General features: G+C 66.8%; 22 protein-coding genes and 1 tRNA gene. 3 read left to right on the top strand and 20 right to left on the bottom strand.

What is annotated here, in order from left to right:
* Positions 1-159: 159 nt before the first annotated feature.
* Positions 160-534, top strand: coding sequence for a hypothetical protein (locus tag ACK4MH_RS07025; RefSeq protein ID WP_409716505.1), 375 nt, complete (start codon positions 160-162; stop codon positions 532-534).
* An 88-nt stretch (positions 535-622) separates the two neighbouring features.
* Here the strand turns inward: ACK4MH_RS07025 and ACK4MH_RS07020 are convergent, their stop codons facing one another.
* The 20 genes from ACK4MH_RS07020 to ACK4MH_RS06925 form a co-directional block, all read right to left on the bottom strand.
* Positions 623-1,492 (bottom strand): aldose 1-epimerase, encoded by an 870-nt coding sequence (locus ACK4MH_RS07020; RefSeq protein ID WP_409716503.1) that lies wholly within the window; start codon positions 1,490-1,492, stop codon positions 623-625.
* Complete coding sequence (locus ACK4MH_RS07015; protein WP_409716501.1) at positions 1,489-2,343, bottom strand: SMP-30/gluconolactonase/LRE family protein; 855 nt, start codon at positions 2,341-2,343, stop codon at positions 1,489-1,491. The genes ACK4MH_RS07020 and ACK4MH_RS07015 overlap by 4 nt, the downstream gene beginning before the upstream one ends.
* A gap of 3 nt (positions 2,344-2,346) precedes the next feature.
* Complete coding sequence (locus tag ACK4MH_RS07010; protein WP_409716499.1) at positions 2,347-3,789, bottom strand: aldehyde dehydrogenase family protein; 1,443 nt, start codon at positions 3,787-3,789, stop codon at positions 2,347-2,349.
* An 80-nt stretch (positions 3,790-3,869) separates the two neighbouring features.
* Complete coding sequence (locus ACK4MH_RS07005; RefSeq protein WP_409716498.1) at positions 3,870-5,303, bottom strand: sugar porter family MFS transporter; 1,434 nt, start codon at positions 5,301-5,303, stop codon at positions 3,870-3,872.
* Between the two features lie 52 nt (positions 5,304-5,355).
* Complete coding sequence (locus ACK4MH_RS07000) at positions 5,356-6,114, bottom strand: SDR family NAD(P)-dependent oxidoreductase (protein WP_409716496.1); 759 nt, start codon at positions 6,112-6,114, stop codon at positions 5,356-5,358.
* Positions 6,111-7,253 carry a fumarylacetoacetate hydrolase family protein gene (locus tag ACK4MH_RS06995; RefSeq protein WP_409716494.1) on the bottom strand — a complete coding sequence of 381 codons (1,143 nt, stop codon included), beginning with the start codon at positions 7,251-7,253 and terminating at the stop codon, positions 6,111-6,113. Before ACK4MH_RS06995 ends, ACK4MH_RS07000 begins: the two co-directional genes overlap by 4 nt.
* A gap of 63 nt (positions 7,254-7,316) precedes the next feature.
* Positions 7,317-8,330, bottom strand: a complete 1,014-nt coding sequence (locus ACK4MH_RS06990; RefSeq protein WP_409716492.1) for a LacI family DNA-binding transcriptional regulator — start codon at positions 8,328-8,330, stop codon at positions 7,317-7,319.
* A 31-nt stretch (positions 8,331-8,361) separates the two neighbouring features.
* Positions 8,362-8,438 (bottom strand) — tRNA-Arg (locus tag ACK4MH_RS06985).
* Between the two features lie 218 nt (positions 8,439-8,656).
* The gene (locus ACK4MH_RS06980) at positions 8,657-9,115 is read right to left on the bottom strand and encodes a hypothetical protein (RefSeq protein WP_409716491.1); all 459 of its coding nucleotides are present in this window, start codon (positions 9,113-9,115) and stop codon (positions 8,657-8,659) included.
* 10 nt (positions 9,116-9,125) lie between these two features.
* A complete protein-coding gene (locus ACK4MH_RS06975) occupies positions 9,126-9,716 on the bottom strand; it encodes a response regulator (protein WP_409716489.1) in 591 nt (196 codons plus the stop codon).
* Positions 9,717-9,720: 4 nt separating this feature from the next.
* Positions 9,721-10,065, bottom strand: a complete 345-nt coding sequence (locus tag ACK4MH_RS06970) for a hypothetical protein (RefSeq protein ID WP_409716487.1) — start codon at positions 10,063-10,065, stop codon at positions 9,721-9,723.
* Between the two features lie 2 nt (positions 10,066-10,067).
* Positions 10,068-10,610, bottom strand: coding sequence for a chemotaxis protein CheD (locus ACK4MH_RS06965; protein WP_346494401.1), 543 nt, complete (start codon positions 10,608-10,610; stop codon positions 10,068-10,070).
* Positions 10,607-10,996 carry a response regulator gene (locus tag ACK4MH_RS06960; protein WP_008262387.1) on the bottom strand — a complete coding sequence of 130 codons (390 nt, stop codon included), beginning with the start codon at positions 10,994-10,996 and terminating at the stop codon, positions 10,607-10,609. Before ACK4MH_RS06960 ends, ACK4MH_RS06965 begins: the two co-directional genes overlap by 4 nt.
* A 15-nt stretch (positions 10,997-11,011) precedes the next feature.
* Positions 11,012-12,049 carry a chemotaxis response regulator protein-glutamate methylesterase gene (locus tag ACK4MH_RS06955; protein ID WP_409716484.1) on the bottom strand — a complete coding sequence of 346 codons (1,038 nt, stop codon included), beginning with the start codon at positions 12,047-12,049 and terminating at the stop codon, positions 11,012-11,014.
* A complete protein-coding gene (locus ACK4MH_RS06950) occupies positions 12,046-12,909 on the bottom strand; it encodes a CheR family methyltransferase (RefSeq protein WP_409716482.1) in 864 nt (287 codons plus the stop codon). The genes ACK4MH_RS06955 and ACK4MH_RS06950 overlap by 4 nt, the downstream gene beginning before the upstream one ends.
* Positions 12,906-13,361 carry a chemotaxis protein CheW gene (locus ACK4MH_RS06945; protein WP_409716480.1) on the bottom strand — a complete coding sequence of 152 codons (456 nt, stop codon included), beginning with the start codon at positions 13,359-13,361 and terminating at the stop codon, positions 12,906-12,908. The genes ACK4MH_RS06950 and ACK4MH_RS06945 overlap by 4 nt, the downstream gene beginning before the upstream one ends.
* Before the next feature lie 3 nt (positions 13,362-13,364).
* Positions 13,365-15,569: a chemotaxis protein CheA gene (locus ACK4MH_RS06940; protein ID WP_409716478.1), complete on the bottom strand. Its 2,205-nt coding sequence runs from the start codon at positions 15,567-15,569 to the stop codon at positions 13,365-13,367.
* Between the two features lie 43 nt (positions 15,570-15,612).
* Complete coding sequence (locus tag ACK4MH_RS06935) at positions 15,613-15,978, bottom strand: response regulator (protein ID WP_409716476.1); 366 nt, start codon at positions 15,976-15,978, stop codon at positions 15,613-15,615.
* On the bottom strand, positions 15,975-16,250 hold the full coding sequence (locus ACK4MH_RS06930) for an STAS domain-containing protein (RefSeq protein WP_409716474.1): 276 nt from the start codon (positions 16,248-16,250) through the stop codon (positions 15,975-15,977). The genes ACK4MH_RS06935 and ACK4MH_RS06930 overlap by 4 nt, the downstream gene beginning before the upstream one ends.
* On the bottom strand, positions 16,250-18,172 hold the full coding sequence (locus ACK4MH_RS06925; RefSeq protein WP_409716680.1) for a methyl-accepting chemotaxis protein: 1,923 nt from the start codon (positions 18,170-18,172) through the stop codon (positions 16,250-16,252). The genes ACK4MH_RS06930 and ACK4MH_RS06925 overlap by 1 nt, the downstream gene beginning before the upstream one ends.
* Positions 18,173-18,735: 563 nt before the next feature.
* On the opposite strand from ACK4MH_RS06925, the gene ACK4MH_RS06920 reads away from it, so the two are divergent.
* A complete protein-coding gene (locus ACK4MH_RS06920) occupies positions 18,736-20,169 on the top strand; it encodes a two-component system sensor histidine kinase NtrB (protein ID WP_409716472.1) in 1,434 nt (477 codons plus the stop codon).
* On the top strand, positions 20,166-20,777 hold the full coding sequence (gene fixJ, locus ACK4MH_RS06915; protein WP_409716470.1) for a response regulator FixJ: 612 nt from the start codon (positions 20,166-20,168) through the stop codon (positions 20,775-20,777). Before ACK4MH_RS06920 ends, fixJ begins: the two co-directional genes overlap by 4 nt.
* Positions 20,778-20,806 lie beyond the last annotated feature (29 nt).

Here is a 20,806-nt window from a genome sequence, read left to right as displayed (position 1 = left end):
CACGTCGCGCCAAACCGGCGAACACCGATCCTGTCGAAGTTGTCACCGACATGAACCGAATCTGATCGGCGCTGTTCAGAACCGGCTCAGCCCCCGGATGGTCAACTCTCCTCATCGCTGGTCACCCCGACCGGCGCAGACAGTTTCAAGGAGATCGCCATGCGCAAGCTTATCGTCCCCGCCATCGTTCTGGCCGCCGTTTCGGTCGCCGCCCCGTCCTTCGCGCAATCCTATAGCCGCCCGGCCCCGCCGCATCACGGCGCCCAGCACGCCGGCTATGGCGCCTGGCAGTCAATCAACGCCCGCCAGGCCAACCTGGACCGCCGCATCGACCAAGGCGTCCGCAACGGCCAGTTCAGCCGCCGCGAAGCTGTCCGCCTGCGCGGCGAGTTCAGCAGCATCCTGCGCCTGGAGGCCAACTACCGTCGCGGCGGCCTGACGGCCTGGGAGCGGACCGATCTTGACCGCCGCTTCGACCGCCTGTCGGCCCAGATCCGCAACGAGCGTCGCGATTACGACAACCGTCGCGGCTAATCCCCGTCCACCGATGTAACGCCAGAGGGCGCGGCCGAAAGGCCGCGCCCTTTTACATTTCGCCAAACCGACTTCGGCCGCCTCTCGACTAGAGTGGGAGTTCCACAGCCGACACCATCATCGCCATCCCGAGGCTGCGCCCCGGCGCCAGTCGCTGCAATCCGGTCTGTTCCGACGACGGCGCATTGTGCGCATCGGGTCGATGGGTGACGGGTTCGACGCAGAAGAAGTCGGCCCCCGTCGGCGCATAGACCTGGGTCCAGCGCGCGGGCGCATCGGCGGTCAGCGTCACCCGGCGACCGCCGCCGTCCAGCAACGCCTCGCCGGACCAGCCGGCATAGGCGTGATCCACGAAGGGTGCGTCGGCGAGGGCCAGGCCGTTCGACCAGTCCGCGATCCCGGCTGGGGACGCCAGGCGTTCGGGAATCTCGCGGGCGTCGGTGATCCAGACGCCCTGGGCCGACAGGGTCAGTCGGCTGTCGCTGTATCGGTGAAAATAGGGATGCAGGCCCAGGCCGGCGGGCATGACCGCCTCACCGGTGTTGGTCATTGAAAGGGTGATCGTTAGGCCCTGCTCCGTCAGGTCGATGACCTGATGCGCGCGCCACGGCCAGGGCCAGCCGGCCTCGTCGCCCGGCCAGTCCAGGGTCATCTCGACTCGCCTCTCCGTCTGGTTTTCGACCGTCCAGGGCAGCAGCCAGGCGTCGCCGTGCAGGGCGTGGGGGGCGAACCGGTCCAGGGCGGTCAGTCGCACCGGGCGGCCGTCGAAGACGAAGCGTCCATCGGCGATGCGGTTGGCGTAGGGGGCCAGCGGGAAACAGGCGGTGTCCAGAATGTCGGTCGCGCCGTCCGGCGTGGGGCGGAACACCGGCTGGCCCTGCCAATCCAGGCTGAGCACCGCCCCGCCCTGTTCCGGCGCCACTGTGGCTCGCCAGTCGCCGGCCTCCAGCCGGATCATAGGCGGATCCGGTTCTGCGGCAGGCCCGGCGTCTCGACGCGCACGCGATAAAGCCCGCCCAATGTCGGCTGGTCCGCGCGCTTGTCGGCGTTCCCCAGCCAGGCCGTGGTCATATAGAGGTCGCGTAGATCGGGACCGCCGAAGGCCGCCTTGGTCACCGTTTGGACCGGCATGTCGATCTTGCCCAGCGGCGTCCCGTCGGGCGCGAAACGCGCCACGCCCCAGCCGTTGAACAGGCCGACGTGAAGCACGCCCGCCGCATCCATGCTGGGGCCGTCGGCATAGCCGTCCTCGGTCACGGCGAAGACGCGCCGGTTGGAGATCGCGCCGTCGTCATGGTCGAAGGCCAGGACGGTCTTCTTCAGCGTATCGTGGTGATACAGGGTGCGGCCGTCCGGGCTGAGGCAGGGGCCGTTGGTGACGCCGTATCCGTCGTCGTGCCGCGTCAGCTCGCCTTGGAACCAGCGATAGAGGGCGCCTGTCTGGACTTCCTCGCTGTCATCCATCGACCCGAACCATAGCGAACCGTCCGGCGCGACGAAGCCGTCGTTCAGGCGGTTCTGCGGCCGGTCTTCCTCGACCGGCTGAAACCGCGAGAAGTCGCCCTGATCTGGATCGAAGCGATACAGCCCGCCTCGCACGCCGCAGACCAGCGAACCGTCCTCGGCGGGCAGAGCAAATCCGGTCTGGTCCGGCGTGTCCCACGACCGTTTTTCGCCGGTCGCGGGGGTGTAGCGATGCAGCTTTCGACCCTTGATGTCGACGAACCACACCGCGCCACGCGCCGCATCCCAGACGGGGCCTTCGCCCAGCTCCGCCTGGATGTCCCAAACCAGTTCCACTTCGCTCATAGATCAGCTCGCCGAATAGGAAGTCTTGATCTGGGTATAGAATTCCACCGCAGCAAAGCCCTGTTCGCGTGAGCCATAGCTCGACTTCTTCGATCCGCCGAACGGCACGTGATAGTCGACCCCGGCGGTGGCCAGGTTGACCATGGTCATGCCGGCGCGGGCGTTTCGCTGGAAGTCGCGGGCGTATTTCAGCGACTGGGTGACGATGCCGGCCGACAGGCCGAACTCGACGCCGTTGGCGACGGCGAGGGCCTCTTCATAGCTGGCGACGCGGATGGTCGAGGCGACGGGGCCGAAGACCTCCTCGTTATTGATCCGGGCGTCGGCGACCGTGTCGGCGATCAGCGTCGGCTGGACGTACCAGCCCGGCTTGTCGAGGTTCAGACGCTCGCCGCCGGTGACGATGCGGCCGCCGGCCTCCTTGGCGATGTCGATGTACTTGTATGAGGTTTCGCGCTGGGCCTCCGTGACTGCCGGGCCCATCTGGGTGTTGGGGTCCAGCGCATCGCCGACGCGCAGGGCCGCGACCTTCTCGGCCAGGGCGGCGACGAAGCGGTCGTGGATGCCGTCCTGAACGATCAGGCGGCTGGAGGCGGTGCAGCGCTGGCCGGTGGCGAAGAAGCTGCCGTCCAGGGCGATGGCGACTGCACGGTCCAGATCGGCGTCGTCCAGCACGATCAGCGGGTTCTTGCCGCCCATCTCCAGCTGGACCCGCGCCTGGCGCCGTACCGCGCCCTCGGCGACGCCCGCGCCCACGGCCTGCGAGCCGGTGAAGCTGATGCCGTCGATGCCGGGATGGGCCACGATGGCGCGGCCCACGTCGCCGTCGCCGATGACCATATTGACCACGCCCTTGGGCAGGCCGGCCTCATGCAGGACGGCAATCAGGGCCTCGGCCGTGGCCGGGGTCGGGCCGGCAGGCTTGATGACGACGGTGTTGCCGAAGGCGATGGCGGGGGCGATCTTCCAGGCCGGGATGGCGATGGGGAAGTTCCACGGCGTGATCAAGCCAAACACGCCCACCGCCTGGCGATAGGTCTGTATCTCGACGCCCGGACGGGTCGAGGCCAGGTTCTGGCCGTGGACGCGCAGCGCCTCGCCGGCGAAATATTTCAGGATGCGGGCGGCGCGCATGGTCTCGCCGATGCCCTCGGGCAGGGTCTTGCCCTCTTCGCGGGCCAGCAGGCGACCGATCTGGGCCGCGCGCTCCATGATCAGCGACCCGGCCTTGTCCAGCACGTCGAAGCGGACTTCTGGCGAGGCGTCGGACCAGCCCGGGAAGGCGGCGCGGGCGGCCTGAACGGCCTGATCCACCTCGGCCGCCCCGCCTTTGGGCGTGCGGGCCACGACGTCGCGCGTGTCGGACGGGTTCAGGCTCTCGCCGGCGATCGCGCCCGCGACCTTCTCGCCGCCGATCCAGTGCGAAAGTTCAAGCGTGTCGGTCATGGGATGTCCTTTTCATAAGGCTGACGGGCGGCGGGGGAGCGCCGCCCGTTTCGGGGAGATGGGTATGAGAGGGCGAAAGATCAGCCCGTCATGTCTTCCAGTTCGCGACCGCGCGTTTCCTTCACCCAGGCCTGGACCAGGAAGAAGGAGATCAGGGCGCTGACCGCATAGAAGCCGTAGGTGATCACCAGACCCAGGGTCGCCGCCATCCAGGGGAAGCTGACCGAGATGGCGAAGTTGGCGATCCACTGGGCGAAGCCGGCGACGGCCAGGGCCGAACCGCGCATCTGGTTGGGGAACATCTCGCCCAGCATCACCCACATGACCGGGCCCCAGCTGAAGTTGAAGAAGACCACATAGGCGTTGGCCGCGATCAGGGCGATCAGGCCGGTGTTGTCGTCCAGATGCAGCGACCCGTCGATCAGGGCCGCGCGCGAGAAGCACCAGGCGACCGTGCCCAGGGTCACGAACATGCCCGCCGAACCAATCAGCAGCAGGGGCTTGCGACCGATCTTGTCGATGACCGAGATGGCCGCCAGACAGGCCGCGATCGACAGGACGCCGGACAGGATGTTGATCTGCAGCGCGTCGTTCTCGGAGAAGCCGACCGACTGCCACAGCACGGCGCCGTAGTAGAAGACGATGTTGATGCCGACCAGTTGCTGGAACACGGCCAGGATCAGGCCGGCCCAGACGATGGGGCGCACCTTCTTCGTCGCAGGGTTCAGCAGGTCCGAGAATTTCGGCTTGTGATCGGCGCTCAGCGAGGCGCGGATTTCACCGACCTTGCGGGCGCCGGCGGCGGGTCCGAACAGTTTGGACAGCACGGCCTGCGCCTGGGCGTCCTTGTTCTTGGCGACCAGGAAGCGCGGGCTTTCGGGGATGACCAGCAGGGCCAGCAGATAGATGGCGGCCGGCACGACCTGCAGCCAGAACATCCAGCGCCAGGCGGGGAAGCCCAGCCAGAAGTCGGCGGTCGATCCGCCGGCGGTGCGCGCCAGCACATAGTTGGCCACGAAGGCGCCCGTCAGGCCGGTGATGATCATGATCTGCTGCACCGACGACAGTCGGCCGCGGATCGCCGCCGGGGTCACTTCGGAGATATAGGCCGGCGACAGGACCGAGGCCGCGCCTACGCCTAGGCCGCCGATGAAGCGGGCGATGATGAAGTGGGCCGAACTGTCCGCTGCGCCCGCCCAGAAGGCCGAGACGATGAACAGGACAGCGGCGATCTGCATCACCGTGCGACGGCCGATGGCGTCGGCCAGGCGCCCTGCGATGAAGGCGCCGACGGCGCAGCCCAGCAGGATGGCGCCGACGTTGAAACCGGTGCCCAGCGCCGACAGGTTGAAGGCCGCCTCCAGCCCGTCCTGGGTGCCGTTGATGACGCCGGAATCATAGCCGAACATGAAGCCGCCGATGGTGGCGACCGCCACGATCAGGGCGATGAAGGCCATGTTGACGCGGTCGTCGCCCGCAATGTCGGGGCCTGAGCCCCCCGTCGGTCCTGCCATCTCGATATTCCCTCCGAAACCCGTCTGACGCGGGCGTGAAACTCAGAAAACCCTATCGCCAGCCGGCGTCCACGAAATACTCGTGACCCGTGATCAGGCGCGCGTCGTCGGACGCGAGGAACAGGCCCAGCGCGGCGACATCGTCGGGCTGGAGACGACCGGGCAGGCACTGGGCCGCGACGATCTCGGCCTCGCCCTCGGGCGTGTACCATTTCATCTGGCGCGGGGTCTGGACGTTGCCCGGCACGATGCAGACCACGCGCACGCCGTCGCCGCCCAGCTCGCGCGCCAAGGCCCGCGTCATGCCCTCGATGCCCGCCTTGGCGGTCTCGTACAGCGACAGGTCGGGCAGGCCCAGGTGCCAGCTGATCGAGCCGAGGTTGATGATCACCCCCCGGCCCTGCGCGCGCATGCCCGGCGCGACCGACTGGGCCGCGAAATAGAGGTGACGCAGGTTCACGTTGATCCGATCGTCCCAATAATCAGGCGTGACCTCGGACAGCGTATGGCGATCGTCGTTGGCGGCGTTGTTGATCAGGACGTCGATGGGGCCATGTTCGGCGACGATCTCGGCCAAGCGCCCTTGCAGGGCGGCGACATCGGTCAGGTCGCAGGGACGGAAGGTCGGGGCCGGCGACAGCTCGGCAAGCGACGCCTCCAGCGCCCTGGAATCTGCCTCGGCGATGTCGAAGAAGACGACGCGGGCGCCCTGGCGCGCAAAGGCCTCGGTGAAGCCGGCGCCGATGCCTGAGCCGCCGCCGGTAACGACGACCAGACGGTCCTTCAGCGACGGATAGATTGCGCCGCTCATGCAGCGGCTCCCAGCAAGCCACGACCGGCCAGATTGCGCATCAGCTCCAGCACCCCGAACCGCCAAGGCGGGGCGTGGTCGCAGGTCGCGACGATGTTTTCCAGCACGCCCAGCTTCTCGGACGAGACGCGGACCCGGTCGCCGATCTTGTGGGTGAAGCCCTTGCCCGGCGCATCGCGATCCTCGATCGGCGCGAACATGGTGCCGAGATACAGGGCGAAACCGTCGGGGTATTGGTGGGCGCTCAGCGTCTGGCGCACCAGCTCCTCGGGATCTCGGCTTATCAGGCTCATCGAGCTTTCGCCCGTCATGACGAAGCCGTCCGTCCCCTCGACCTCCAGCCGCACGGTTGCGGCGCGCACGTCGTCCATGCCGAAACCCTCGTCGAACAGGCGGATGAAGGGGCCGACCGCAGCCGAGGCGTTGTTGTCCTTGGCCTTGCCCAGCAGAAGGGCCGACCGACCCTCGATGTCGCGCAGATTGACGTCGTTACCGAGGCTGGCGCCGACCGGCCGACCGGCGGGATCGCAGATAACGACGACCTCCGGCTCCGGGTTGTTCCAGGCCGAGTCCGACCGCACCCCGACCTCGGCGCCCCAGCCGACCGAGGCCAGCACCGGCGCCTTGGTGAAGATCTCGGCATAGGGGCCGATGGCGACCTCCAGATACTGGGACCACAGGCCGTCGGCGATCAGCTGGGTCTTGACGGCTTCCGCTTGTTCCGAGCCCGGCCGCAGATCCTTCAGGTCGCCGCCGATCCGGTCGAGGATGGACTGACGCACCGCATTGGCGGCGTCGGCGTCGCCGCGCGCCCGCTCCTCGATCACCCGCTCCAGCGCCGACACCGCAAAGGTGACGCCCGAAGCCTTGATGCATTGCAGGTCCAGCGGCGACAGCAACTGCATGCCTTGCGACGACCAGGCCGAGGCGACCGTCAGCGCGTCCAGCGGCCCCATGTCCACGCCCGCCGTATCCAGATCATCCAGCGCGACCGCATGCGCCGTCGTGGCGACATGGCTGGAAAGATCATAAAGCCGCCCGCCGCGCGCCAGCACCGGCGAGGGCCCGGCCTCGGTCATCACGCGTCCAAGCAGGCGCGCGTCGCGCCAGTCCGCCGGCAGGCACTCAGCAAGCAACAAGATATCATCCTCCTCACGTTCTTGGACGTGTTAGCGCTAACATCTTTTAGCGGAAGGCGGATGTCAATCGCGTGGTGAGGCGGTGCTTTCGCGGGAGATGAATTGGTGGGGGACCGGACCGTCCGTCTCCCCGCCCCGCCCCAGGATGACGGCGGCCGAACGGGCCATTTCGGCGACCGGCTGGCGGATGGTGGTCAGGGTCGGCCAGACGCTGGCGGCCAGATAGGTATCGTCGAAGCCCGCCACGGAAATGTCGCCCGGCGTCGACAGGCCGGCGGCATGCACGGCCGCAAGCACGCCGGCCGCCATGTCGTCGTTGCTGGCGAAGATAGCCGTCGGTCGCTGCGATCGCGCCAGCAGGCGTTGGCCCGCCTCGAACCCCGACCGATAGGTGAAGTCGCCCGCCTCGGCCCACAGCATGGCGCCGTTGATCGCATCGACAGCAGCCTGGGCGCCCATGCGGCGGTCGGCGCTGGCGCTCTGGTCCTGGCGGCCCTCGACGAAGCCGATCTGGCGATGCCCCAGGTCCAGCAGATACTGCGTCATCTCTTGCGCCGCGCCCCGGTCGTCGACCCGCAGCGAGATCAGGCCGTCGCGTATGACGGGCGCCGCCAACACCACCGCCTTCATGCCGCTGGCCGCGATGGCGTCCAGGGTCGCAGCGGATTCGCCCAGAGGCGGCGGCACGATCACCCCCTGCGCCCCGCCGGCCGCCAGTCGCTGAACCGCCTCGCGCTCCTCGTCCGGCGCCCCCGCCCGCGACGGCTCGATCAGCAGCAACAGCCCCACCGAACGCGCGCCCTCAAGCGCGCCCGACAGAACCTCGGCCAGATAGGCGTTCGACGGGTTGGCATACAGCAGGCCGATCCGGCCGCCTCCGGCCCGCGCCAGAATCCGTGCGGCGGGATCGGGCACATAGCCGGTCTCGCGAATGACCTTCTCGACCTTCTCGCGCGTCGCCTCGCGCACGCGCGCATCCCCATTGACCACACGCGACACCGTCATCGGCGAAACGCCGGCCAGGCGCGCAACGTCGCTCATGGTGTGGTTGCGGTGCGGGCTGGCTTTGGTCGTCATAGCCACCTTGAGTAGCGCGGACGCAGAGGGATGGCGACCCCGGAGGGACTCCAACCCCCGACCTCGGCTTTAGGAAAGCCTTGCTCTATGCAGCTGAGCTACGGGGCCACGGGGGTGACCTAGCGTCTTGGGGGGATTTGGAAAAGTGGGTGTCGCCGCTAGCGTTGAAAAAGTCTGGTTTGGGCGGTCGCGGCGGGTTGGAACAGGCTTGTGGTTAAGAGGCTTTAACCTACCAGATGTCGCGGTGAACAAAGGACGAATGAGGCTGTGTCGGCGATTCGGTCCTGATTCGTTTCACGCTTGTTCCGCAGCATGGGGCCTAGCCGTTAACTCGCCGGAGGGACGTGGGCGGTCAGGGCGCGCAGGCCTTCAAGAAGGCGTTCGGAATCCACTGTAGCCTGGCCCTGAGCAGCCAAGGTCAAGCGCAGGACGCGGACGTGGACCTCGACCGACGGCCAGGACCAGGCGTCGGCGGCGCGCATGCGGTCGGCGATCTCGCACAGGCTGAAGGCGGCCTCGAAGAAGGCGGGGACATCCAGATAGCCGGCCATGTCGACCATGGCGGAGGCGAAGGCGTAGATCTGGGTCGGGGCGTCGTCAGGACGACTGACGCACAGGGCGTCGATGGCGTCGATATTGGTCGCCAGCAGATCGAAGACATGATCGCGCTGGCCCTCCAGCGCCTGATTGGCGCGGGATTCGGCCTCGACGATCAGCCGTCCGCCGGGGCGGGCCATTTGGCGCTGAAGCGAGGTGTGGACCTTGCGGATGGTGGGCTTGGTCATCGGGCGCGGCTCACAGGCTGACCTTCATCGGTTTCAGCAGCATGTCGATGTCGTCTTGATCCATATTCTCCTCGACGGCGGCGCCCAGTTCGCCGGACAGGTCGCTCTCGCGACGACCGTCGGTTCCGGCCGGCGGGCCATAGTTGCGCACGCGGCGGTCGGGTCCGACATAGTGTTCGGCCTCGACGAAATCGCGGTCCTCGGCGCCCAGCCAGATTATGCGCTTGAGCAGCAGCGAGGGCGACAGGGGTTTGGCGACCACGAAGCTGGCGCCGCAGTCGCGGCCCTGCTGAACCTTGGCCTGGGACGCGTGGCCCAGGATCATGATGACGGGCACATAGCGGGTCGGCGTCGGGGCGTCGCGCCGCAGCCAGCGCACGAACTCATAGCCGTCCATGTCGGGCATGATGCAGTCGATCAGGATCAGATCGACGGCTCGGCGGGCCAGGAGTTCCGTCGCCGCCTGGGCAGACGCGCACTTGATCTGTTCCTTGCAGCCGAAGCCCTGGACGATGGAGCCCAACATATCCAGCGACGTGGGCTGATCGTCGATCAGCAGGACTGTGGTGTGCGCCAGATTGACCCGATCGCCCTTGGCCATGACATCAGAACAGCATCAGGTCGCCAGCGTCGGCCGAAGGCGCCGAAGGCGGTTCACCGGCCGCAGGACGCAAACGGCCGGCCATGTCGGCCAGCGACAGTCGGCTGACGGCCTCGGACGGACTGGCGCCGCCGCCCAGCATGCGCAGGACGCCGGACAGGGCCTCCAGCCTCTGGGTCAGGGCGTCCAGGGCCTGGGCCTGGGTCAGGGCGTTGGGGCGTTCCTCGGGCGGGGCGCGGCGGACCAGATCGCTGACCAGAGCCTCGATCCCGTCGATGCCTTCGCGGATCAGCATCAGCTCGTCGGCGACGGCGGCCAGCAGGTCGGCATGTTCGGGAGGGGCGCTCATGATCAGAACAGTTCCAGCGCGCCGGTATCGACCGGGGCCATGACGGGAACGGGCTTGGGCGCGACGACGTCGGTCACGGCGCGTTGCATGGCGCGGCCGGAAACGGGCCAGTAGTGCAGGCGACGACCGCCGTCGCCGCGCAGGCTGCCGCCCACGACCGGAATGCCTTCGTCGCGCAGAAACTTCTCGGCGAAGTCGGCGTTGGCGCGGCCCACGTCGCGCAAGCTGTCGAACATGCGGCCGCCGCCGAACAGCTTGGCCTCCATCCGCTCGCGGCGACCGCCGGCCTTGAGCATGTCGTTGATCAGAAGCTCCATCGCATAGGCGCCGTAGCGACGCCCCGCGTCGGTCCCCGCCCCCGCCCCTTCCGGCAGCAGGAAGTGGTTCATGCCGCCGACGCCGGCCAGCGGATCGCGCAGGCACATGGCGACGCACGAGCCCAGGATGGTGCTGAGCACGACGTTGGGATCGGACGTGATGTGGTGCTCGCCCTGACCGACGTGTACGCGCTTTTCCACGCTCTCTCTCAGGGCGGCGAAGCTCATGTCAGGGGACCGAAGACGGCTTCCAGCTTGCCTTTGAGCTGAGCGACCGTGAACGGCTTGACCAGATAGTTGTTGACGCCGAACTGCACGGCGCGCTGGACCAGTTCGCGGTCGGCCCGGCCGGTCAGCATGATGAAGGCGGTCTTGGACGTGGGCGGGTGGGCGCGCACGGCGCGCAACAGGCCCAGACCGTCCAGGTTCGGCATATTATAGTCCGAGATGATCAGGTGCGCGGGCTTGGAGATAATGTCGCGCAGGGCGATCTCGCCGTCGGCGGCCTCGCGGATTTCGCGAACCCCGAGTTGTTGCAGACTGGTGCGGACCAGCGAGCGCATGGTCATCTGATCGTCGACGACCAGGCAATGAAGTGAGGCGGCGGCGGGCATGATGTACGCTCCCGGTTAGGCGACTGACCGCGCGGCCTGATCGGCGCACAGTTCGAGGATGGCGGGGGACAGGCGGTGCAGCGGCAACTGCCGCTCCACGGCGCCCAGTTCGAAGGCGGCTTTCGGCATGCCGTAGACGACGCAGGTAGCCTCGTCCTGGCCCAGGGTGCGGCCGCCGGCTTCACGCATGGCCAGCAGGCCCTTGGCGCCGTCCTTGCCCATGCCGGTGAGGATGACGCCCGTCATCGGGCGCTTCAGGCGCACGACGGACTCGAACATCACATCGACCGAGGGCCGGTGGCCGTTGACCGGATCGCTGGCGACCAGTCGGCAGCGGGGCGACATGCCGGACGTGACCTCCAGATGGGTCGCGCCGCCGGGGGCCAGATAGATGTGGCCGGTTTTCAGCGGCGCGCCCTCCACCGCCTCGGTGACCGTCGGGGCGCAGACGCGGTCCAGACGAGCGGCGAAGCTGGCGGTGAAGGTCGCCGGCATGTGCTGGGTGATGATCGTGGCGGGACAGTTGGCGGGGAAACCGCTGAGCACGGTCAACAGGGCCTCGACGCCGCCGGTGGACGAGCCGATGGCCAGGATATGATTGGGATCGGGGCGGTAGGTGCTCGGCGCCACGGCGGCGGCGGGGGTGTCGCCACGGGCGCGGACGCGCGAGCGAGCGGCGGTCTTCACCTTGCCGATCAGATCATGGAAGGCGTCCACGCTGGCCACCGCCGGCTTGGCCACGGCGTCCACGGCGCCGATTTCGAGCGCCGCCAGGGTAACGTCGGTCCCGGCCGCCGTCAGGGTCGAGACCATGACGACCGGCATGGGCCGCAGCCGCATGATCTTTTCCAGGAACTCCAGCCCGTTCATGTTGGGCATTTCGACGTCCAGGGTGATGACGTCGGGGTTCAGTTCCTTGATCGCGGCGCGCGCCTCAATGGGATCGGCGGCGGTGCCGACGACGTCGATCTCAGGGTCCGACTTCAGCGCGGCCGAAATCAGGCCCCGCATGGTCAGGCTGTCGTCGACGACCAGGACACGAATGATGCTCATGCCGGTCCACCCAGACGATAGGTGGTCAGGCCGGCGGTCTGAAGCTGACTGGTCGCGGGACCGGAGACACGCTCCGAATGGCCGATATACAGGGTCGCGCCGGGGTTCATCAGAGGCGTGAACCGCTTCCACACCCGCTCCTGGGTCGCGTCGTCGAAATAGATGACGACGTTGCGGCAGAAGATGACGTCGAACTTGCCCTTCATCGGCCAGTCGCCGATCAGGTTCAGCTCCTTGAAGCTGACCAGGCGTTTCAGCTGCTGGCCCGCCGTCCATTGGCCGCGGTCGGCGCGGTCGAAATATTTGCGCCACAGGGTGACGGGCGCCGGTTCCAGCGCCTCTTCGGAATAGGTGCCTTCATGGCCTTGGGCGACCATGTTGGGATCGATGTCGGTAGCCAGGATCCGCACGTCCAGGTCCGCCGCCTCGGGCAGGGCCTGAAGGATCGTCAGCGCCATCGAATAGGGCTCCTGTCCGTTCGAACAGGCGGCCGACCACAGGCGCACCCGGCCGCCGGCGCGCGCACGGGCGGCCAGTTCCGGCATGACCCGGTCGCGCAGGTCGTCGAAATGGTGCGGCTCGCGATAGAAGCGGGTGACGTTGGTCGTCAGGGCCGCCGTCATCCTCTGGCGCTCGTCCACGCCGTCCACGCCCTCGACCAGAGCGCAGTAGTCGCGGAAGCTGGTCAGGCCCAGGGTGCGCAGACGCTTGGCCAGCCGCGAATAGACCAGCGCGGCCTTGCCCTCGTTCAGGGCGATGCCGGCGTGGGCATGCAGCATTTCGGCGATGTGGCGGAAATCATCGGCGGTGAAGACGAACTCGCCCTCGACAATGGATCCCCGACCGGCGGCGGCGTTCATGCGGCTTCGGCTTCGACTTGAGGCAGGATGTAATCCAGTTCGATCAGGCTGATCATGCGGCCGTCGATCGAGAAGATGCCCTTGACGAAGGTCTTGACCTGATCGCTGGCGACGTCGGGCGTCGGCTGGACCGAGGCCTCGCTCATCTGCAGGATGTCGGACACGGCGTCGACCAGCAGACCCACCATCCGGCCGCCGATATGGGCGACCATGATGACGTGGCGCGCCGTCGGTTCCGAGGTCGTCAGGCCGAAGCGCGCGCCCAGATCGATGATCGGCAGTACGGTGCCGCGCAGGTTGATGACGCCCTTCATGTATCCCGGCGAACGCGGCAGGGGCGTCGCCGGCGTCCAGCCGCGGATTTCACGCACCGACATGATGTCGACGCAGAATTCCTGACTTCCGATGCGGAAGGCGATGAGTTCGCGCTGGGGATCTTTGGCTTCGGTCATGGTTCAGCTCGCGAGCTTGAAATCGGGACGGATGGATTTGCGGCGCATATCGGTGACGATGACGTCGACGTCGAGGATCAGGGCCACACGGCCGTCGCCAAGAATGGTGGCGGCGGCGACGCCCTCGACCTGCTGGTAGTTGGTCTCAAGACTCTTGATGACGACCTGGCGCTGGCCCTGGATGGCGTCGAACAGAAGGGCCGCCTGCTGGCCGCTCTCGGTCTCGACGACCACGGCGACGCCGTCGGTCGGGATCATCGGCTGTTCGCGGAAGCCCATGATCAGGGCCACGTCGATCAGCGGCAGGAAGCGGTCGCGGAAGCGGATCACGGGGTCCACGCCACCGACGAAATGCAGGTCGGCGGCCTGGGGCGTCAGGCTTTCCACGATGGTCGGCAGGGGCGCGATCAGCGTCTGTTCGGCGGCGGCGACGACCATGCCGTCCAGCACCGCCAGCGTCAGCGGCAGGCTGAGAGTGAAGGTCGACCCCTTGCCCGGAACCGAACTGATGGAGATCCGGCCGCCCAGGGCCTGGATCGAGCGCTTGACCACGTCCATGCCCACACCCCGGCCCGAGATGTCGGACACGACGGCGGCGGTGGAGAAGCCCGGGGCGAAGATCAGATTGTCGATCTGCTCGTCGGTCAGGGGGGCGTCGGCGGCGATCAGTCCCTTGTCGATGGCGATCTTCTTGACGCGTTCGCGGTTGATGCCGCGCCCGTCGTCGGAAATCTCGATCACGATCCGTCCCGAGCGGTGCAGGGCGGCGAGACGCACCGTGCCCTCGGCCGACTTGCCGGCGGCGATACGCTCGTCGGGCGTTTCCAGTCCGTGGTCGATGGCGTTGCGCAACATGTGGGTGATCGGCTCGGCGAGGCGTTCCACCACGGTCTTGTCGACCTCGGTGTCCTCGCCGACGGTGACCAGGCGCACCTGTTTGGAGACCATGTCGGCGACTTCGCGGACCAGACGCGGCATGCGCTGGAACACCGACTTCACCGGCTGGGCGCGGATGGCCATGACGCTGTCCTGGATCTCGCGGGTCAGCAGTTCGAGGTCTTCAAGGCCGAGGGCGATGCCGGACGAACGGGCCAGGCCGCTTTCCAGCACGCGTTGCGACAGCATGGCCTGCTGGATGACCAGCTCGCCGACAACGTTGATCAGGCGATCGACCCGATCCAGATCGACGCGGATCGTCACCGGCGCCGGCGCAACAGGCGCAGAGGTGGCGACAGGAGCGGCGGCGACGGGCGTAGGGGCAGGCGTTGCGACGGCGGGCGCGGGCTCGGGCTCAATGGCCGCGAACGGGATCGTGTCCGGCACAGGGTCCGCGACCGCTCCGCTGGCCTTGGCCAACAGGGCGGCGATGTCCAGATCGTCGCTGGCCGGCAACACCGCCGCCGGCTCGTCTTCGAACGGTGCGTTCATGTTCGATGCGCCTCCAAGGGGGGTGATAGCCAGTTCGCAGTCGCTTTCGACGAAGTCGAAGACTTCGCGCACGGCGGCTTCCTCGACGGCGGCGTCCAGATCGACGGTCCAGGTCAGGCAGCCGTCCTCAACCGACAGGGCGTCCAGCGTCGGCGTCTCGCTGTCGTCCAGAACGACCGTGGTCGGGCCGAGGCGGCCCAGTTCGCGCAGCAGCAGGCCGGTCTCGTTGGCGTTGGCGTACATCCGCCCCATCGGCTTGAACACGATGCGCCAACCGACGGCTTCAGGCTCGGGCTCGGGTGCGGCGACGGGTTCGTCCAGCGCCATGTCGAAGGCCATGGGCATGAAGCCGAAATCGTCGTCTTCGTCCTCGACCGGGGGGGGAGCCTCGCCGCCGTGGGTCAGCATTTCAAGCTCGGCGACCAGGGCGGCGGAACGGCCCTCGTCCACCTGCGGGATCAGACCCTGGGCCGCCTGGATATGGTCGGCCAACACGTCGGAGGCGCGCAACAGGGTCTTGATGGTGATCGTATCGCACGGCTTACGGCCCGAGCGCAGCTCGTCCATCAGGGTCTCGAAGACGTGGGCGAACCGGACCAACGCCTCCAGCCCGAACGCCCCTGCCCCGCCCTTGACCGAATGCACGGCGCGGAAGACGGCGTTGATCGTTTCGAGGTCGGTCTGACCCTGCTCCAGCAGCATCAGCTTCGCCTCCAGGTCGGCGAGCAGTTCGTCGCATTCCTGGAAGAAGGTGACTTTGATGGCTTCGAAGGCGTCCATTAGGTGCGGGTCCGGCGGGCTTTGGCGATCAGGCTGGGGGCGATCAGGCGGCGACGCGGCGAACGGCGTCCACCAGTTTTGCGGGGTCGAAGGGTTTGACGATCCAGCCGGTGGCGCCGGCGGCGCGGGCGCGAGCCTTCTTCTCGGCGTCGCTCTCGGTCGTCAGCACCAGCACCGGCGTGGTCCGGTGGTTCGGATTGGCGCGCACACCCTCGATGACGCCGAAACCGTCCATGCGGGGCATGTTGATGTCGGTGATGATGACGTCGGCGCCCCTGGCGGCCAGCGTCTCCAGCCCGTCCACGCCATCGACGGCCTGGATCACGGTATAGCCCGCGTCTTCCAGCGCCATCAGCAGCATGTCGCGCATGGTGCGTGAATCGTCGATCGTCAGAACGGTCTTGGTCATGCCAACGCCCCCTCGGTGTTGAAGTCAGGCGCGCCTAGAGCCGCCCACTGTTCTGTCCAATATTGGGACACAGACCCTAAGCTTAGGTTGACGCCGTCGGCGGCCCAGGTCTTGCGGGCCGACATGAGGATTTGCAGGCACAGCCCGCCCAGCCGCTCGACAGCCGAGGCGTCCAGCGTCAGGGCGTGACCTCGCAGGGCCAGTAGCTCAGCCTTCAAAGGCTCGGCTGCATTCAGGTCCAGCACCTCGGCCAGGATCAGGGTCTCGCTCATCAGAACTCCTCCCAGCCGTCTTCGACGGCAGCGGCTTGCGGTTTCAGGGCCGCGCCGCCACGACCGATGGTCTTCAGCGCGGCGACCATGCGGTTGGCGGGCTTGGCGGCAGGGGCCGGCTTGCGAACCGGAGCGGGCGCGTGAGAAGCCTGCTGGTGCGAGCCGACGCGGAACTGGGACACCGAGGCCTGCAGGCTTTCGGCCTCCTGGGCCAGCGAGTGGCTGGCGGCCGTCGATTGCTCGACCATCGCAGCATTTTGCTGAGTGACCTGGTCCATCTGGTTCACGGCGGTATTGACCTGGGCCAGGCCGACGGCCTGCTCCTGGGCCGAGGCGGCGATTTCGGTGACCAGGCTGTCGATCTCGGCGACCCGGTCCACGATCCGTTGCAGCGCCTCGCCGGTCTCACCGACCAGTTTGACGCCGGCGCCGACCTGACCGGTCGAGGCCGAGATCAGGGTCTTGATCTCTTTCGCAGCTTCGGCCGAACGCTGGGCCAGGGCCCGGACTTCCGAGGCCACGACCGCGAAGCCACGACCCGCGTCGCCTGCACGGGCGGCTTCGACGCCCGCGTTCAGGGCGAGCAGGTTGGTCTGGAAGGCGATCTCGTCGATCACGCCGATGATCTGGTTGATCTGGTTGGACGAGCCCTCGATGGCTTGCATGGCCGAGACGGCGTCGCGAACGACCATGCCGCTCTTTTCGGCGTCGCCGCGCGCAGCCTGAACCACGTCGGAGGCCTGACGCGCGCCCGAGGCGGTCTTGTTCACCGTGGCGGTGATCTCGTCCAGGGCGGCGGCGGTTTCTTCCAGCGAGGCCGCCTGCTGCTCGGTGCGGCGCGACAGATCGTCGGCGGCCTGGCTGATCTCGCTGGCGCCGGAACGGATGCCGGACACATTGCCGACCACGACCGAGATCGCCTGCTGAAGTTGGGCGATGGCGGCGTTGAAGTCGGCTTTCAGCGATTCCGAACGGGGCGCGACCTCGACCGTGAACCGATGGGTCAAGTCGCCGTTGGCCATGGCGGACAGACCGTTGGCCAGGGCGTCCAGAGCGACCTTGTCCTCCGCAGCGACGCGGGCTTTTTCGGCTTCGTTGGCGACGCGTTCCTGTTCGCTCATCGAGCGATGCGACGCGGCTTCCTGCTCGACGCGAACCTTGTCGACGGCGGCGTCGCGGAAGGCGACGATGGCCTGGCCCATCTTGCCGAACTCGTCCTTGCGGTCGGCGCCGACGATCTGAATGGCGGTGTCGCCCGCCATCAGCTTCTGCATATAGCCGATCATCGTGAAGATCGGCTGTGTGATGGCGCGGGTCGCGATCAGGCCGGCGACCAATGCGATCGCCAGGGCGGCGATCAGACCGACAATCAGGCCTATCATGGCGGATCGACTGGCCGCACCCTGCGCCTCAGCCGAGGCTTGTCTAAAGATGTCGTTGTTGCTCTCGATCGCCGCGATCGTCTCTTCGATAGGGGCGACATAGTTGTCGGCGGAGCCATTGCGTCCAACCATCTGAACCGCCTGTGCGCCTCGACCATCGCGAACCATGACGACGCCGGCTTCGACGACGTTCTTGTACCAGGTCGCGTTGGCCTCGATGACCTTGTCGATCGGAGCGGCGCGGTCGGCCGGCAATGCGCCGCGCAGTTCCTGCAGCGCGGCGAGGAATTTGGCGCGGTGGGCGTCCAGACGTTCGAGGTAGTAGGGATCCTGAGACAGCAAGTAGCCGCGGAAGGCGTTTTCCTGGCGCGCCATGTAGAATTCAGCGCTCGCCGTAGCGCGGTTCGCTTCGTTCTCGACCGTGCGAACTTCGCCAGCCGCTTCCAGCCTGAGCAGGCTCATCACCACGACCGCGCCCATGATGGCGATCGCCGCCAGCACCAGACCGAAGGCCACGAACAGCTTACGGCCGACGGGCATATTCTCGATAATCTTCAACTCAGCATCCCCCGATGGATCGGTTATTCAAAAAATATAACTATAGGCGACAGGGTGGTCAGACGGCGCGCCAGCGGACCGACGGTCGGCGTCGCATCTTTGCGGATCAATCGCCTTCGTCCGCAAACTTGCGCCTGTAGGCCGACATTCCGTGCGTGTGATCATTGTTCCCCGCCGTCCATGCGATCAAAGGGGTCTGTATCGCGGCATGTTGTCCCGGCGTTCAGAAGCCGATGGACGAAAGACGAACGAGACATGACGGTCCTTGATGCACCTGCATTGTGCCAATCAAGAATGAGGCGATGATTAATATTATTTCTGAACCACGCCGTAGGTAGGAATGCGTAGGAACGGCAGAGCTTGCTCCTCGTGGCCCGACTGCCAATCCGTCGCAGTGATTACGTATTTCCACGCATAGAAAAATCGCCTATACGAAATAAGGCAGAAAAACGACAGGGAAGCGTTCGGGTGGTTTTGCGCAGGCAATATGCTTCATGGCGCAATTAGATTGCGCCGTTTTGAAAAGATCTGACCACCCAGTCTACATGCTGCGGCGCACAAAGACTTGGTGGGGCGGCCTTTCTGTCGCCTTTGTATCAGTATTGGTTGCTATCTCCGTCCGCCTGGCGCTCGAACCTTTCGGTCATTTCTATTATCTGCCGATGATCGTCGCCGTGATGGTCACGGCCTTGTTGGCGCGGCGGCTCTCCGTGCTGTTGGCGATCGGTCTGTCCATCACGGCCAACGAACTGATGGTGCAGCGGGAAGATGCGTTGGACTCGGCGATCAACGCGGCCCTCTTCGCCGCCGTTTCCTGGACCATCGCCGAGGTCTGCCGACGCCTGGGCGGCGCGCTGAGGACCGCTCGGGCGCTGTCGCGCGATCTGGCCATGCGGGAGATGCTGCTCGACACCATCCTGACGTCCGTTCCGGTCGTGACCCTGGATCGCGAAGGCCGCACGCAGCGCGTGACGCCGGCCGCAGCCGCGGTTCTGGGCGTGAGACGCGACGAAGCGATGGCTCTGCCCTTTCACACGATGGTGCCAGGTTTCGATGACGCGGCCCTGATGTCGGCGCGACAGGGCGGCGAGGTTCTGGCGCCGTCTCCGGGCTCCTGGATGGTCAGCCGCGCTGACGCCGGTCCTGTGCCGCTGACCATCCACGCCAATGTGCTGCCGGACGACATCTGGCCGGAACATGTCGTCCTGGCGCTCGCCGATCAGAGCCAGGCCGAAGCGATCCGTCAGCGCGAGCGCGACCTGAGCGAAAGGCTCAACAACGTCTGGCGCCTCAACTCCATGGGCGAGATGGCCGCGACCCTGGCGCACGAGATGAACCAGCCCTTGAGCGCCGCCGCCGTCTATCTGCATGCCGGCCAAGCCGATCTGGCCAAGATAGGGCCGGCCGCCGAAGAGGCGGGTCGCGCACTGGACTTAGCCAGGACCCAGTTGCTACGCGCGGGCGACATCATCCGGCGCATGCGCGAACTCCTATCAACTGGATCGCGCACCTTCACAGAGGAACGCGCGTCACAGATGATCCAGGACCTGGCTCCAGTCTTCACCCTGATCGGGCGAGACACCGATGTCGTCATCGAGATCGACGCCGATGGCGAGGACGATCATGTGGTGGTGGATCGGATCCAGTTGCAGCAGGCCCTCGCCAACCTGGTACGCAACGCTGTGGACGCCGTAGTCGGAAGCGACGCAGGCCGCGTGTCCATTGTCGGCCGTTCGGTCGGCCCCGAGGGCTACGAGATCGCCGTCGAAGACAACGGACGCGGCATTCCCACCGATCAGCGCGAGAGCATCTTCCAGCCCATGATCAGCACCAAGGCCGGCGGCATGGGCCTGGGACTGTCCGTCACGCGCTCCATAGTCGAAAGCCACGGGGGCGCCCTGACCGTCGGCCGTAGCAGACTTGGCGGCGCCGCCTTCACCTTTCGCCTGCCTCACAAATCGGAGCTCGACGCAGCATGAACCCGCATTCCGTCTTCATCGTCGATGACGACCCAGCCATGCGGGACTCGCTTGTCCTCATGTTGCGAGGGGCGGGCTTTCGGGCGCGCGCCTTCGTTAGCGCAGACGAGTTTCTGGAGAACCTGCCCAACGACAAGAGCGCCTGTGTCGTCAGCGACGTGCGTATGCCCGGCGTCGAAGGGCCGGAACTGGTTCGCAAGCTGAAGGTGCTGAGGGGCGACACCTGGCCCGTGATCGTCATCACCGGCCACGCCGACGTGTCGCTGGCGGTTCAGCTGATGAAAGCCGGTGTCGTTGATTTCATTGAGAAACCCTTCGATCCCGAACAGATTCTGGACTGCGTCGGGCGCTGCATCGCCTCGCTGACCAGCCTGGAAGCGGACCGGTCGGCGCGGGACGAGGCCAGGAGCCGTCTGGCGACCCTGACCGCCCGCGAGCGCCAGGTATTCGACGCCCTGATCGAGGGCTGTTCGAACAAGGAGATCGCGCTGCGGCTAGAGATCAGCCCACGCACGGTGGAGATTTTCCGCGCCAAGGTAATGACCAAGATGCAGGCGCCAAACCTGTCCACCCTGGTTCGTATGGGAATGCGCGCCGGCGACGCTTGAGCCGGAGGAGAATCGTCTCCACCTTAGGG

It is taken from the genome of Brevundimonas sp. (genome assembly GCF_046295075.1).
Classification (GTDB): domain Bacteria; phylum Pseudomonadota; class Alphaproteobacteria; order Caulobacterales; family Caulobacteraceae; genus Brevundimonas.
Note: the sequence above shows the minus strand (reverse complement) of the source record. Positions and strands in the feature narration are given on the sequence as shown.